This window comes from Paenibacillus sp. strain BS8-2, assembly GCF_054483835.1.
The window spans coordinates 5517352-5531125 of sequence record NZ_CM137010.1 but is presented as its reverse complement, the minus strand read 5'-3'; the positions used below and the strand labels follow the sequence as shown (position 1 = coordinate 5531125).

Below are 13774 nucleotides of genomic sequence, written 5' to 3'. Positions count from 1 at the left end.
TCAGGATAAAATCGAGGAATTACAGGATATTTCCGATTATTAAGATTTTTTATAATAAGTATATAGATCAATTGGGCGCCCCGATTGCTGATCTCTGCTAATAAAGCGATTACAAAAAAAGAAAGAGGGTTTAAAGATGGTCCACTCCAACTTCACGAAAAAAACTCTTCTTGTTTCAGTAGCGGGACTTATGGCTGTTACGACGGCTGCATGCGGCAATTCCACAGACAATGATGGTAACGGAGGATCTTCGACAGGCGATAAAGTCACGATTACGATGATGCATCCTTGGACGACTCCGAATATTGACAATGATGTTTACAAAGCGCGTATCGAGCAATTCCAGAAGGATCACCCGGACATCGTTATCAAAACAGATGAAGTGCCTTCTGCTCAATATAAAACGAAGCTTCGTACGTTAGCTGCCGCAAACAATTTGGCTGATGTGAACGTGGTATGGCCAGGCGCGGATCTGGCGCCGCTTGTCGGTGGCGAGCTGCTCCAGCCGATTAACGATTTGATGTCCAACTGGACAGACATTCTGCCGGAAGGTGCGTTAACTCCGTTCAACGTGGACGGTCAACAATATGCGATCCCGACCAAACAAACATTTGTTGACATTGTGTACTACAACAAAGAAATGGTGTCGAGCGTAGGCTACGACGTGTTCCCAACGACATATGCGGACTTTATTGATCTGGTCAAAAAGCTGAAGGAAGCGGGTCTTACGCCACTCTCCCTTGGCAACAAAGAGCAATGGCCGCTTCAGTCCTCCATCCTTTCGATTATCGGTGACCGCTTCACAGGCAGCGATTTCCTGCAGAAGGTTGTGAGCGGCGAAGCGAAGTTCACGGATCCCGAGTTCGTTAGCGCGATCTCCGTTATCGACGAGCTGAGCAAGCTGAAAGCTTTTAATACGGATGCTAATAACATGGACTCCGTACAGAGCCAGGATTACCTGATCCAAGGCAAAGCGGCGATGCATATCTCCTCTTCGACGGTGGATGCGCGTGTCCGTATCAACAATGAAGATGGCGACAAGTTCGGTATCGCGTTGTTCCCAAGCGTTGAAGGCGGCAAAGGCGATCCAGCGAAAAGCGCGGGCGTCGTGCAATACGGCATCGCGATTAACAGCAAGCTCGATGAGCGCAAAAAAGCGGCTGCAGAAGAGTTCATGAAATATTTCGTTAGCGAGGACTTGTACAAAGACCTGATCAGCAACGGCGTTGTTGTTCCTGCAAAGGTTGATGTGCCAGAGAACGCAAGCCCGTATCTGAAAGAAATGCTTGAGCTGACAGGCAAAGGGACGGCTCCTGTATTCGACAGCATCATTCCGACTCAGGTTGTCAGCGTGATCCAGAACGGATTGCAGGCTTTGACCGTAGGACGCGGCACACCTGAAGAGGTTGCAGCGGATACGCAAGAGGCTATGGACGAATACAACAAGAAATAAAGCTTCGCTGATCAAGCTTAAGGCGCATACAGAGAAAACCCGGGCTCCGGGTTTTCTCTGTATAAGGCCTAATAATGGATAGAACGACCTTACAATAAGAATCAATGTTCAAAAAGTTCGGTTTCCAGTACCGAGAAGATTGGATGAAGCTAGAAACGGAAGGTTCGGCTGAGTTCAAGATTCGATGTCGAATAAGCTACTGGAATTACGTCGTAATGGGAAGCGAACTTTTTGAACAACCTCGAAAGGAGAATGGGTGATGCATACGCTTAAACGGAGCAAGCTGGCAATCTTCATCGGATTGTTCCCAGCGCTTCTGATCTATCTAGGGATTGCGATCGTTCCGATCGGTCTTTCCTTGTATTACTCGCTTATGGATTGGAACGGCATCGGCGCAAAGGAATTTGCGGGGTTTGATAACTACGTCCGGATGTTCCAAAGCGATACATTCTGGTTGTCGGTCAAAAACAATCTCATTATTATGGCAACGGGTCTGGTCGGTCAATTGCCGCTCGGACTGCTGATGGCATTACTGCTTAACAAAGGGCTTAAGGGCTCCGGCTTCTTCCGTACCGTCGGATTTATGCCAGTTGTTATCTCATCCGTCATGGTCTCGCTCATCTGGGGAATGATGTATAACACGGAGTATGGATTACTCAACAATTTGCTCAAATTCTTGGGGCTGGAAAGCTGGCAGCAGAACTGGCTCGGCGATCCGAAGTGGTCGATCTTATCGATCAGCATCGCTTATATTTGGCAAAATGTTGGTCTGTATATGATTATGTTTCTTGCGGCTCTCCAAAATATTTCTGATGAAGTCAACGAAGCTGCGGAGCTGGACGGCGCGACCGGATTGAAGCGTACTTTGTACGTAACCATTCCGATGATCCGTGCCACTATCATGGTCACTGTTGTTTACAGTATCAGTAATTCGTTCCGCGTATTTGATCTTATCCAGGTATTAACTGGCGGCGGACCGGCGCATCAGACTGAGGTTATGACGATTCATATGTATTCCAGCGCTTTTGTTAATTTGGAGTACGGTTACGGCAGCGCAGTCTCGATCATGATTCTGATTTTCAGCTTAGTCGTCATTACAATCGCTAACCGTTTCGGCAAGGAAAAAGCATAGAAAGGAGAGGAAATCGTGAAACAGAGATCTCCATTGTTCAAAATATTCGCTTACATCTTTTTAGGTTTGTTCGCCCTCATGAATTTGATTCCGATCTTCTGGATGATTATCAACTCATTCAAGTCGGAGCAAGAATACGCAGCAGATCCTTTTTCCATGCCGACTGGCTTCCATTTCTCGAATTACGTCAAGGCTTGGGATATCGCCAACATGGACACCTATTTCATTAATAGTTTCCTTATCACGTTTGTTTCATTAATCGTCACGGTATTTCTTGGCGCGCTCGCGGCCTTTTTCTTATCCCGATTTGAATTCAAATTGCGTGGTTTGACGTATAGCTTGTTCTTGTTAGGTATGCTCGTTCCGATCCATGCCACGTTGATACCGATTTTTCTCATTATGCAAAAACTGAGCTTGATTGATACGTATTTCTCGCTCATTCTGCCATATACGGCTTTCCATTTGTCGCTTACCGTATTTATTCTGGAAGGTTTCATGAGAGGTTTCCCCAAGGATATGGAGGAGTCGGGTATTATGGACGGAGCAGGAATCTTCCGGATTTTCTGGTCGATTATCCTTCCGTTGACACGTCCTGCTATGGCGACCGTCCTCATTCTGAACTTTATCTACAACTGGAACGAATATTTATTCGCCCTTGTGCTCGTGACGTCCAACAGCCTCAAAACGTTGCCGCTTGGCCTCGCTAATTTCGTTGGACTCGAAACCGCGAACTATACGCTGCAGATGGCCGCGCTTACGATCGCGTTCGTTCCGATTGTCATCTTCTATCTCTTGCTGCAGAAGCAGCTGGTGACAGGTATGACGGCAGGGGCTGTCAAAGGTTGATTCGTTCTTCGGCATAGATATACAATATGTCCACAAGGTACCTGCATAGGTTAGGCCGGCCGCGAAGGAGGAACAGCATGATAATGGGTGGGAGAGGCTTTGGAAGGCTAAGCCTGAGGAAAAAAGCGCTTATCATTTTCCTGTTATTCGTGATCTTGCCCACAGTCGGGGTCGGTGTAATCGTACAATACAACTATCAACTGGTGTTGCGGGAGCAATATATAAGCTCCGTGCACCGCAATTTGGACAATGTGGCCAGCCAGCTGTCAGAGCAGACGAAGATGGTGACAGACATGGCCGATTATCTCATTCTAAGTCCAGATATGCGGCGATATTTGCGTACGTATCCTCCACTAACAGACGGGCAAATTGCGGACCTGAAAAATGATATCGAAAATTTTCTTACCTTCCAGTTGATGTCCAAAAGCTATATCCGATCGATTGAGATCGTTGGTCATAACGGTAACTCCATCCAGATGGGGGAGCCTTTCACGGGCGACGAGATCAAGTGGCAGAACAGAGCCCAGGCTATGAAGGGCGGACTGTTCTGGACGGAAGGGTATGAGTTGGAGAGTGCATGGTATGGTCAGCAGCGCGTATTCTCGTTAATCCGGGTGCTTAACTCTTACGCCGACATTACTCAGCCGCTTGGTCTCCTCACGATACGGCTAGACGAACCTAGCGTCGTGTCGCAGCTTGCGAAGGGTATTCTGAGCGATTCCTCTGGCAAGGTCTATTTGCTTGGTGCAGAAGGGGAGCTTCTGCTGGCTTCGGGTGGTCAATCAGCCGAAGATTACGAGCCCTATGCGGCGCAAATGAACAAGCTCGCTAACAGCGACCGCAGCTTCAGCACGATGGATATAGACGGTGAGCCGCAGCTTGTGCTTTACAACCGTATGTCGGTGCCGAACTGGACGATTGTCGCGATGATTCCCGAATCGCAGATATCGGAACAATTCCAAAGCGCGGAATGGATGATGATGGCCATATTGGCTGCGATCGTCGCGTTGGCGTTAGCAGCATTTTACGGGTTTAATTACATGATCATTCGGCCGATTATGCGCCTGAAGCAAGAGACGGTTCGCGTGGCTGGCGGCGATTTTAGCGTTAGGGTGCCGATAGAGTCTCAGGATGAGATTGCAGACCTCAATCGGAAGTTCAACGCCATGGTGGGGACAATCGAGGAACTCATCGAGCACAAATACAAGCTGGAGATCAGCGAACGGGAGTCAGAGCTCAAGCTGCTGCAAAATCAGATCGATCCTCATTTCTTGTACAATACGTTAGACATGATTCGTTGGACCGCCAGACTGGAGAAGGCGGATAAGTCCAGCCGTCTAATCGAGATGTTGTCCAAGTTTTTTCGGGCAAGTGTCGGGAATAATCAACATCAAACAACGCTGTCAAAGGAAATCGAATTTGTTCAGGCTTATTTGTTCTTGCAGCATTACAGGCTTGGAGATAAGCTGTCGTACAAGCTGTATTTGGAACCTGAGCTCGAGGAGGCACCAACGCTCAAAGCTTCGATTCAACCGCTTGTCGAGAACTATTTTAAGCATGGGGTGGATAAGTCCAAGCCCATTCATCTAGTCGAGGTGATCGGTTATCGGCACGAAGATGAGATCTGGGTAGACGTTTCTGATAATGGCAAGGGCATGAGTCAGGAACGACTAATCGAAATAAGAGCAATGCTGGAAGAAAGTCCTCCGCTGGAGGTAATGAGCGGGAAACGAGGGGCGCTGCATAACATTCATGAACGAATGACCATTTCCTTCGGACAGCGGTACGGCGTTCAAATCGTGGATTCATCACCGGAGGGAACCGTAATCAGGCTGCGGTTGCCTCTCATGCATGCAGAAAGCTAAGGCGGTGTACAAACATGGGAGATCAAGTTGAGACGGAGTGTACGCTTGTCAAAATGATTATAGTGGACGACGAGCCCGTCATCTGTCAAGGTCTGCGTCATACGATCGACTGGGCGGAACTAGACGTTGAAGTCATCGGCGTAGCTTATGATGGCGAAGAAGCGCTGCGATTGATGGAGCGGGAGCGGGTCGATATCGTGCTAACGGACATCCGCATGGATGGCATGGATGGACTTGAGCTCGCGAGTCAAGTGTCGCAGCGGTTTCCCGATACCAGGCTTATTATCATAAGCGGCTATGAGGATTTTCAATATGCCCGCCAGGCGATGCGGATCGGTGTACACGATTATCTGCTTAAGCCTGTGGAGATCGATGAATTAGTGAAGACAGTAACCCGATTAATCGAAGATATGCGAGCGAGCAGGGAACAGAATGGCGAGGGACTCCAGGAGATCAAGCTCTGGCTGACTAACGTGGCAAGAAACGGAATCGCATACAACAGAGAAGCGCCATCGTCACTGCGAGGTGCTCAACATCGTGTTGTGGCGAGCCGACTGGAGAAATTTCACGAACGATATGGTGAGCTTGCACGGGAGCAGCTCGACGAACTGCACGAGCAGTGGTTATCAGGCATCCGTGAAGCGCTGGAGCAGCCTGGACTTCGTACATTCTCGATTTTTGACCAGGAGAATTTATTAATTACGCTGATCGTAGCCGATGAGCCGCTGCAAGCTGCGGAGTGGGAAACCTTCTGGGAGAAAGCCGCGAATCACTGTCAGCAATCTCCTTCGCTCTATATGGGCGTGTCGGGACTGTTCCATGATTTGAACGAAACTGCGTCGAGATGCGCAGAAGCGGCTGATCTGACCCACTATCATGTCGTTGAGCAGGCGACCGTGCTAGACTGCCACACAGAGCTGAAGTGGAGCGAACTCAGACGGCCGGCGGAGCTGGACCTGGCGCAAACCGTTCAAGCCCTTTCAGCCGCGTTATTCAAGCAGAATCAAGAAGAGATGCGAGAGGCCGTGTCGGGTCTATTTGTCTTTTTCAAGGAACAGTCCTACTTCTTGCATGAGATCGTTGCGGCGCGTGAAGAAGTGCTTACGTTGCTCCGGCAGCGTCTGCGCAAAAGCGGCATGACCGGTGTAGATAGCGGCATAATTGCCGGTGTCGTCGATCCAAGCGTGTTTAACACGTACGAATCACTTGAACAGGCCGTGCAATTAGATATGCAGAAGCTCTTCGAGCTTGTTGAGCAGAATGGCGGAGACCGCTCGTACTGGATCATCGAGAAATCAAAGCGTTACATCGAAGAGCATCTGTTCAAACATGAGCTGAAAGCATCAGAGGTTGCGGCATGGCTTAAGATTACGCCAAGCTATTTTAGTTATATTTTTAAGCAAAGCACAGGTAAAGGGTTTACGGAATATGTGAACGAACTCAAGATGGAGCAGGCCAAGCTGCTGCTCGCGACTACGCACGATAAAGTATTTGAGATTGCCGAGCAAGTCGGCTACAAGGAATACAAATATTTTGTATCGGTATTCAAATCATACGTCGGGATGACTCCGAAACAATATCGAGGCTTGCAAGCAGGCAACAGAGAAACGAGGTAAGGCATCATGGAAAAGTACAAGCAAGCGGAATTGCCGATCGAAGAGCGCATCGCCGATCTGATGTCACGAATGATGCTCTCCGAGAAGGTCGGCCAATTAAACCAAAGAATGTACGGTTGGGATGCGTACACCAAACTAGGCAATGGCAACTATGAGCTGACGGATGCCTTCAAGCAAGAGGTGGCAGCCTTTGGAGGAATGGGCGCATTGTATGGCTTGTTCCGCAGTGACCCATGGTCTGGCGTCGATTACGCGAACGGTATTCCAGCCGCAGACAGCGCAGCTGTCGCCAACCAGATTCAGCGTTATGTGCGGGAGCATACCCGCCTTGGTATTCCTGTCTTGTTAAGTGAAGAGAGTCCGCACGGTCATCAGGCGCTAGATGGAACGATGCTGCCGGTTAACCTGAATGCTGGCTCAACTTGGAATCCCGCATTGATGGAAGAAGCATATCGACTGACGGCTGCCGAAATTCGTAGTCGAGGCGCGCATTTGGGCTTAATATCCGTGCTTGATATCGTACAGGATCCGCGTTGGGGGCGTACGGAGGAATGTTTCGGCGAAGATCCGTATCTGGCATCGGCATTTACTCAAGCAGCTGTTCGCGGGATGCAAGGAGATAGGGACCTTGCTAGCGATGAACGTGTCGCAGTCATATTAAAGCATCTAAGCGCACAAGGAGCGGGTATCGGCGGCAAAAACGCGGGTCCCGCGAGCATAGGCGAGCGTGAGCTGCGCGAGATTCATCTACCCGCTGCCCAAGCTGGCTCGAAGGCAGGAGCGGCCGGCTTTATGGCAGCCTATAACGAAATCGACGGCATTCCGTGTCATGCCAATGAGAAGCTGTTGACGGGGATTGTACGAAATGAGTGGGGCTTCGATGGGATTGTCATGGCTGACGGGCAGGCCGTCGACCGTCTGCTGGCATTGACAGGCGGGCATGAAGCTGCAGCCGCGTTGGCACTGTCTTCGGGCGTGGATCTCAGCCTGTGGGATAAGTCTTTCACGACGTTGGAGGCTGCGGTCACGTCTGGGCTTGTAGACGAATCTTATGTGGATCGGGCGGTTGCCCGCGTGCTGCGCTTGAAGTTCGAGCTCGGTTTGTTCGATACTCCGTACACGGACGAAGCCAAAGCGGCAGCTGTTGTTGGCGCCGCGGATATACGCGAGGTTAATCTTGCAATCGCGCGTGAGTCGGCGGTTCTGCTTAAGAATGAGAAACAAATGCTGCCTCTTCGCGCGGATGGTCAACGGAAAATCGCCGTAATCGGTCCGAATGCGGATCGTATGTACAATCAACTTGGCGACTATACAAGCGTTCAGCGTGCCCAGACGGGCTCGACCGTTCTGCAAGGTATTCGTATGGCGGCACATGAGGGAATAGAAATTACTTACGCTCATGGAAGCGGTATTCGCTCTTCTTCCGAAACGGAGCTAAGCGAAGCAGTTGAGGTCGCTAAGGCCGCGGATGTCGCCGTGCTCGTGCTTGGCGGCAGCAGCGCAAGACAATTCGGCGATCTGTTCGATGGCAACGGCGAAGCCGTTATTGACGGGGATCAGAAAGCCGAGATGGATTGTGGCGAAGGGGTTGACCTCGCTGATCTGAGGCTTGGCGAAGGGCAGATCCGGTTGGCGAAAGCAGTGGCAGCAACTGGAGTACCTGTCGTCGTTGTATTAATTCAAGGTCGACCACATGCTATTGAGGAAATTGCAGAGCTGTCGGAAGCGGTGCTTTGTGCGTGGTATCCTGGCAAAGAGGGCGGACAGGCGATTGGAGAAATTTTATTCGGACAGGTTAATCCGAGCGGCAAGCTGCCCGTCTCGATCCCTCGTTCGTCGACCCAGCTGCCGGTCTATTACAATCAGAAGGATCCCGGCAGGCTGCGTGTTTATGTCGATATGCACTCATCTCCCTTATATTCGTTCGGGCACGGGCTGAGCTACACGAGATTCGAATATTCCGAATTAATGTTGTCTACACGTACGATCTCCGTCAGCGAGCTGGCAGACGGACATCAAGTGACGGTGCACGTTAAAGTTCGCAATGTGGGCAATGTCGCTGGCTCCGAAGCGGTGCAGCTGTATATCAAAGCGCGTGAGTCTGGCATTACGCGGCGGATCGCGGAGCTGAAGGGCTTCGTTAAGGTAGCCTTGCAACCTGGTGAGGAACGAATGGTCGAGCTTTCACTTGGGCTGGAAGAGCTCGGCATCTGGGATACTTCGATGTCGTTCGCGGCAAAACCTTGCAAAGTAGAGATTCTGGTTGGAGGAAGCTTGCAGGAGACAATAGGTGCGGAGCTTGCAATTATATAAATATGAAATTCGCATAAATCATTATATACGAAAACAGGGACTCTTGCGCATTGTACCATGCGGCAGGGTCCCTGTTTGTTTAGTATGCAATGGCAACTGATTGGCGCAAGCACCGGTTGTTCTCAATCGCATCAAGAATAAATGCAGCTACATCTTCCCTTGCTATACTGCGGCTAGGTTTCGGGGGAAGACCCTCGCTAGCGATACGCCATTCGCCTTTGCCTGGTTTATTGGTCAGTCCCATCGGACGCGCAATGGTATACGACAAGCCGGAATCATGCAGCGACTTCACCGCCCCGGCATGGTCTTGAAGGACGTTGCGAAGGAGGCGCATAATAAATTTACCGAATATCCCCTCAATCTCTCCATGAATCCCTGCAGATGCGACATAACCGATCCGTTCGATGTGTGTTTCTTTCATCGCAGCTGCGAGTGCTCTCGCGGCATCTGACAGAAATGTGGAGGGTCCCGTTCCTTCTGTCCCCAAGGTGCTGATGACGGCATCGTGATTACGCATTGCAGCAGTCAACTGCTCGGCTGAAGTGAGATCTCCAGTTACGATCGTTAGTTTTTCATGTGGGGTAAGCTTGTCAGGGGATCGCACGAATGCTGTAACGTGATGGCCGTTGCGAAGTGCCATCCGCAGGATGATTTGTCCCGTTTGGCCAGTTGCGCCTACGACGAATAGTTTTATGATAAGAATAACCTCCTTCAATCTGATACTAACATTATATCTTGCAGGTATCGAAGCAGGAAAGTATTGAAAAGTTCAAGCTCTTGTCACAACTAAGCGATAAACAGCATATTGTTGCCCTTACAATAATAATATAATAAATAGTTCTAATGTCACATGTGACGCGCATTTCGACACGAATCAAAGGTTGTATGGCAAGGACAATCGAGTGCAAAAAAGTCGTGTGAAAAATAAATTACTTGCAAGTGTGGTGGACAATGATGAATTGGGATTATCAACTGTTTAAACTCATTAACGATGCAGCAAATAATGACAGCATTATAGGTAAGTTTATGGTACTAGCGGCCAACTGGGGCGATTATTTTTTCTTTTTCAGCTTACTACTTATGCTGATGTTTCATCGTAAGATGGCCATTTACGGGATGATCTCCGTAGGTGTTACTGTCTTGTGCAGTCGCTGGATCTCCCTCATCTATCATAGAGATAGGCCGTTTGTTATCTATGAGGTGAACCAGCTGCTGCCGCATGTGGAGAGCAATTCGTTTCCCAGTGACCATGCTTCGGCGGCGTTTGCAATCGCAATGATATTTATACTCTTTTCGAAACGAATAGGCTGGACCTATATCGGATTTGCTGCCATCGTTTCATATTCGCGTATATGGGTGGGCAAACATTATCCTCTAGATGTGCTCGCAGGTACAGGATTGGGCATTGTGATCGCCGTCATTGTCTATCGGCTGTTGGAAACATATTCGGTTTATGATGCAGTTCGTTCATGGTGCAGTAGGCTGCTAAACAGCAAGAAACCACAAATAGACGAATCGCATGAAGCTGGAATGTAGAATGAAGAAAACACAGGCGCCCGGGTAACTTACCGGCGTTTTTTTGTGCTGTGGCGAGCCTGACAGAACGTAACTTAACTGGTTAGTATACAGTTGAAAACGAAACCGCTCGAATCGCAAATTGGTTGCTTGTAAACAAAACAACGCAGCAGTTTAAATCCCAGCTTGGCGTTAAGCTGCAGGAGAAAGGCGTGACCTTCGCCCATTGGGGCGTGTTGCGCGACCTGTTAGCGCAGGAGAAAATGCCCATGTCTGAGAGAAGGACCATATCTGCCGATATCGCAGATCGCCTCCATATGGACCGACCTACGTGTTAACGAGCATAATAGAACGTAAGAAGGGTAAATGATTACTCGAGACGATGTCAGAGATCTCTATAAGGAAGTGGATCCATTAAGTTCCGAGACGATGGGTACAGCGTTGCGCGACTATTTTGACTCATGTACTGGGGAGACGAATTACGTATTCGAAACCTGTTTCGTCGAAGGCTTTTGGGCAGAAAGCCGAGGACGTTCGAGCAATATGCGAGGAATTATGCGGAGGATTGGACGCAAGCCTACCTATAGGAGCTATAATGGGTAAGAAGTAGTTATTGTTTTTTTTGCAAAGGCAGGTAGAGGATCAAGATGAATCGGTGGGCCGCATTGTTTTGGATATCGTTGAGCGAATGGTTTGCGCTGAGCTTATGGTTCAGCGCTTCTGCTATTTTACCGGAGTTAAGAGTGGAGTGGGACCTTGAACCATCAATGGAGGCATGGATAGCTTCGGCAGTGCAGATCGGCTTTATTATCGGTGCGCTGGTTAGTTCGTATCTGGGATTGGCTGATCGAATTAATGCTAGGAAGCTATTCGCAATGTCGGCTATAATAGGTGCTGCGAGCAATGGTCTACTGATCTTAGTCGATGATGCGTATGTAGGATTAGCTCTGCGAATCCTGACGGGGATCTCGCTCGCCGGGGTGTATCCCACTGCGGTTAAGCTGCTTGCTCAGTGGTTTCCCAAGCAGCGGGGCATGGCGATCGGAATCTTGATTGCTGCGTTGTCGTTAGGTTCTGCTTTTCCTCATTTGGTTTATGTTTTATTCGCTTCTGTACAGTGGGAGATGGTCATCGCAATTAGCTCCTTGCTTGCTGCGGTATCATCCTTTGTGATGATGGTGATACAACGGGATGCGCCCGTTCCTACTCGACCGACCGTCATATCCATGCGGCTGCTTCGGCAGGTGCTCGCGAACAGGTCGATCATGCTGACGAATTTGGGGTACTTCGGGCATATGTGGGAGCTGTATGCGATGTGGACCTGGCTTCCTCTATTCTTGAGAGCGAGTCTTGATCAATCAGCCCCTGGAATTAGCACAGCAGCAGCCCCACTAATCGCTTTCCTGTCCATCGGTGTCGCCGGAGCGGCAGGGTGCATCATTGGCGGTTATTATGCAGATCGTATCGGACGAGCACGGCTCACGATTTTGGCGATGGGCATTAGCGGATGTTGTGCGATAGCGATTGGTTTTACATTTGGCGGTGCCATCTGACTAACTGTTCTTGTCTCTCTCATATGGGGGGTGTCCGTGATTGCAGACTCGGCCCAGTTCTCTGCCGCGGTATCCGAGTTCGCAGAGGTCGAGTATGCAGGCACGGCACTCACGTTTCAAATGGCCGTGGGTTTTCTCATTACAATCGCTTCCATTCAGCTAGTCCCAATGGTGCAGCGGATTGTGGGCTGGGAGTGGGTGTTCGCGATACTCAGTATTGGGCCAGTTATCGGAATCGTGTATATGAAGAAGCTGAATCACCTAATGCGCTGATTTAGTTAACGATATGCTGGTGCTTGGAGCCATCCGCTCATTCGATTCAATGATTAACATGTACATAATCTCAGACTAAAGGGGGAGCCGCTTTTGGCAGGTTTGGCGTGGCTGATCGGATTTTTACTTGTTGGCGAGCTGATTGAGCATGTTCTGCATGTGCCTTTTCCCGCCAATGTGACGGGCATGGCACTGTTATTGCTTTCGCTTCGCTGCGGATGGATTAGACTGGAGCAGGTCGAGGCGACAGCGAATTTCTTCCTTTCGCATATGCTGCTATTTTTTGTCCCGACTATTGTTGGTACGATGGTATTCCTCCCTGTAATCATGGAGCATCCTTGGGCAATAGGCGCGGCATTAACAATTGTAACGCTTGCCAGCATGGCGGCAACGGGTTGGACCATACAAGCGGCCGAATCCAGAGCAGGGAAGAATGCAAGCAGGAGGATCAGGACTGATGATTGATTTTGTTCATTCGCCGATCTTCGGCTTGGGAATTACGGTTATCATTTATGTCTTGTCGCTGCGTCTTCGAGAAAAACTGCCTTGGATCCATCCTTTATTTGTCTGTTCATTAAGCCTGATTGTTCTACTTGCTGCAGCGGATATATCCTACGAGCAATACCGTTTCGGGGGCGATATACTGACTTATATGCTAGGTCCGGCTACCGTGGCGCTTGCGGTTCCGCTGCACAAGAACTGGCAAGCTATTCGTGCTCATTCAAAAATAATCATTCCAGGTATCACCATAGGTATTATCGTAAGCTTCGGCGCATCGGCGCTATGCATCTACCTCTTCGATGGGACTCGAGAATTGCTGATGACTTTGCTGCCCAAGTCGGCCACCACTCCAATTTCTATAGAGATTGTACGCAAATTGGGAGGGATTCCGGAATTGGGAGCGGTGTTTACGGTATTAACGGGGTTGTTCGGCAGTATGTTCGGAGTATGGTTTTGCAGGGTAATCGGCCTTAAGAGCGACATGGCGATCGGAATCGCAATGGGAACGGCCGCGCATGGGATTGGCACTGCCAAGATTCTGAAAGAATCGGAACGCCAAGGAGCCTTTAGCAGTCTGGCTATGGGCGTTGCAGGCATCCTGGTGTCGGTGTTCTCCATTGGGCTTTATTACTTAACCTGACAAAAATGAATGGATCGGCTCCTTCTATTTCACCATTGTTTTACGTTAAATCGTGTCATCATGACTC

The 13774-nt window shown here is 49.5% G+C and carries 12 protein-coding genes; 11 read left to right on the top strand and 1 reads right to left on the bottom strand.

Annotated elements, in window-relative coordinates; translation table 11 throughout:
- The first annotated feature begins 136 nt into the window (after positions 1–136).
- The 6 genes from ACX1C1_RS24060 (at position 137) to ACX1C1_RS24035 (ending at position 9225) form a co-directional block, all read left to right on the top strand.
- A complete protein-coding gene (locus ACX1C1_RS24060; RefSeq protein WP_458954646.1) occupies positions 137–1453 on the top strand; it encodes an ABC transporter substrate-binding protein in 1317 nt (438 codons plus the stop codon).
- 259 nt (positions 1454–1712) lie between these two features.
- Positions 1713–2585: a carbohydrate ABC transporter permease gene (locus ACX1C1_RS24055; protein ID WP_458954645.1), complete on the top strand. Its 873-nt coding sequence runs from the start codon at positions 1713–1715 to the stop codon at positions 2583–2585.
- Positions 2586–2600: 15 nt separating this feature from the next.
- On the top strand, positions 2601–3431 hold the full coding sequence (locus ACX1C1_RS24050; protein ID WP_458954644.1) for a carbohydrate ABC transporter permease: 831 nt from the start codon (positions 2601–2603) through the stop codon (positions 3429–3431).
- 77 nt (positions 3432–3508) lie between these two features.
- On the top strand, positions 3509–5296 hold the full coding sequence (locus tag ACX1C1_RS24045) for a sensor histidine kinase (protein ID WP_458954643.1): 1788 nt from the start codon (positions 3509–3511) through the stop codon (positions 5294–5296).
- A 14-nt stretch (positions 5297–5310) separates the two neighbouring features.
- Positions 5311–6912: a response regulator transcription factor gene (locus ACX1C1_RS24040; protein WP_458954642.1), complete on the top strand. Its 1602-nt coding sequence runs from the start codon at positions 5311–5313 to the stop codon at positions 6910–6912.
- Between the two features lie 6 nt (positions 6913–6918).
- The gene (locus ACX1C1_RS24035) at positions 6919–9225 is read left to right on the top strand and encodes a glycoside hydrolase family 3 C-terminal domain-containing protein (protein ID WP_458954641.1); all 2307 of its coding nucleotides are present in this window, start codon (positions 6919–6921) and stop codon (positions 9223–9225) included.
- A gap of 79 nt (positions 9226–9304) precedes the next feature.
- On the opposite strand, the gene ACX1C1_RS24030 is transcribed toward ACX1C1_RS24035, so the two are convergent.
- Positions 9305–9940: an NAD(P)-dependent oxidoreductase gene (locus tag ACX1C1_RS24030; protein WP_458954640.1), complete on the bottom strand. Its 636-nt coding sequence runs from the start codon at positions 9938–9940 to the stop codon at positions 9305–9307.
- 236 nt (positions 9941–10176) lie between these two features.
- On the opposite strand from ACX1C1_RS24030, the gene ACX1C1_RS24025 reads away from it, so the two are divergent.
- From ACX1C1_RS24025 to ACX1C1_RS24005, 5 genes are all read left to right on the top strand, one after another.
- The gene (locus tag ACX1C1_RS24025; RefSeq protein WP_458954639.1) at positions 10177–10761 is read left to right on the top strand and encodes a phosphatase PAP2 family protein; all 585 of its coding nucleotides are present in this window, start codon (positions 10177–10179) and stop codon (positions 10759–10761) included.
- A 626-nt stretch (positions 10762–11387) separates the two neighbouring features.
- A complete protein-coding gene (locus tag ACX1C1_RS24020; RefSeq protein ID WP_458954638.1) occupies positions 11388–12293 on the top strand; it encodes an MFS transporter in 906 nt (301 codons plus the stop codon).
- Positions 12294–12329: 36 nt separating this feature from the next.
- Positions 12330–12566 carry a hypothetical protein gene (locus ACX1C1_RS24015; protein ID WP_458954637.1) on the top strand — a complete coding sequence of 79 codons (237 nt, stop codon included), beginning with the start codon at positions 12330–12332 and terminating at the stop codon, positions 12564–12566.
- Between the two features lie 93 nt (positions 12567–12659).
- Positions 12660–13031, top strand: coding sequence for a CidA/LrgA family protein (locus ACX1C1_RS24010; RefSeq protein WP_458954636.1), 372 nt, complete (start codon positions 12660–12662; stop codon positions 13029–13031).
- Complete coding sequence (locus ACX1C1_RS24005) at positions 13024–13707, top strand: LrgB family protein (RefSeq protein ID WP_458954635.1); 684 nt, start codon at positions 13024–13026, stop codon at positions 13705–13707. Before ACX1C1_RS24010 ends, ACX1C1_RS24005 begins: the two co-directional genes overlap by 8 nt.
- Positions 13708–13774 lie beyond the last annotated feature (67 nt).

Excerpts from the sequence above, each read along its gene's own strand:
- ACX1C1_RS24055 (WP_458954645.1), top strand. The coding sequence starts at position 1,713 with ATGCATACGCTTAAACGGAGCAAGCTGGCAATCTTCATCGGATTGTTC.
- ACX1C1_RS24060 (WP_458954646.1), top strand. The coding sequence starts at position 137 with ATGGTCCACTCCAACTTCACGAAAAAAACTCTTCTTGTTTCAGTAGCG.
- ACX1C1_RS24005 (WP_458954635.1), top strand. The coding sequence starts at position 13,024 with ATGATTGATTTTGTTCATTCGCCGATCTTCGGCTTGGGAATTACGGTT.
- ACX1C1_RS24040 (WP_458954642.1), top strand. The coding sequence starts at position 5,311 with ATGGGAGATCAAGTTGAGACGGAGTGTACGCTTGTCAAAATGATTATA.
- ACX1C1_RS24025 (WP_458954639.1), top strand. The coding sequence starts at position 10,177 with ATGATGAATTGGGATTATCAACTGTTTAAACTCATTAACGATGCAGCA.
- ACX1C1_RS24035 (WP_458954641.1), top strand. The coding sequence starts at position 6,919 with ATGGAAAAGTACAAGCAAGCGGAATTGCCGATCGAAGAGCGCATCGCC.
- ACX1C1_RS24020 (WP_458954638.1), top strand. The coding sequence starts at position 11,388 with ATGAATCGGTGGGCCGCATTGTTTTGGATATCGTTGAGCGAATGGTTT.
- ACX1C1_RS24045 (WP_458954643.1), top strand. The coding sequence starts at position 3,509 with ATGATAATGGGTGGGAGAGGCTTTGGAAGGCTAAGCCTGAGGAAAAAA.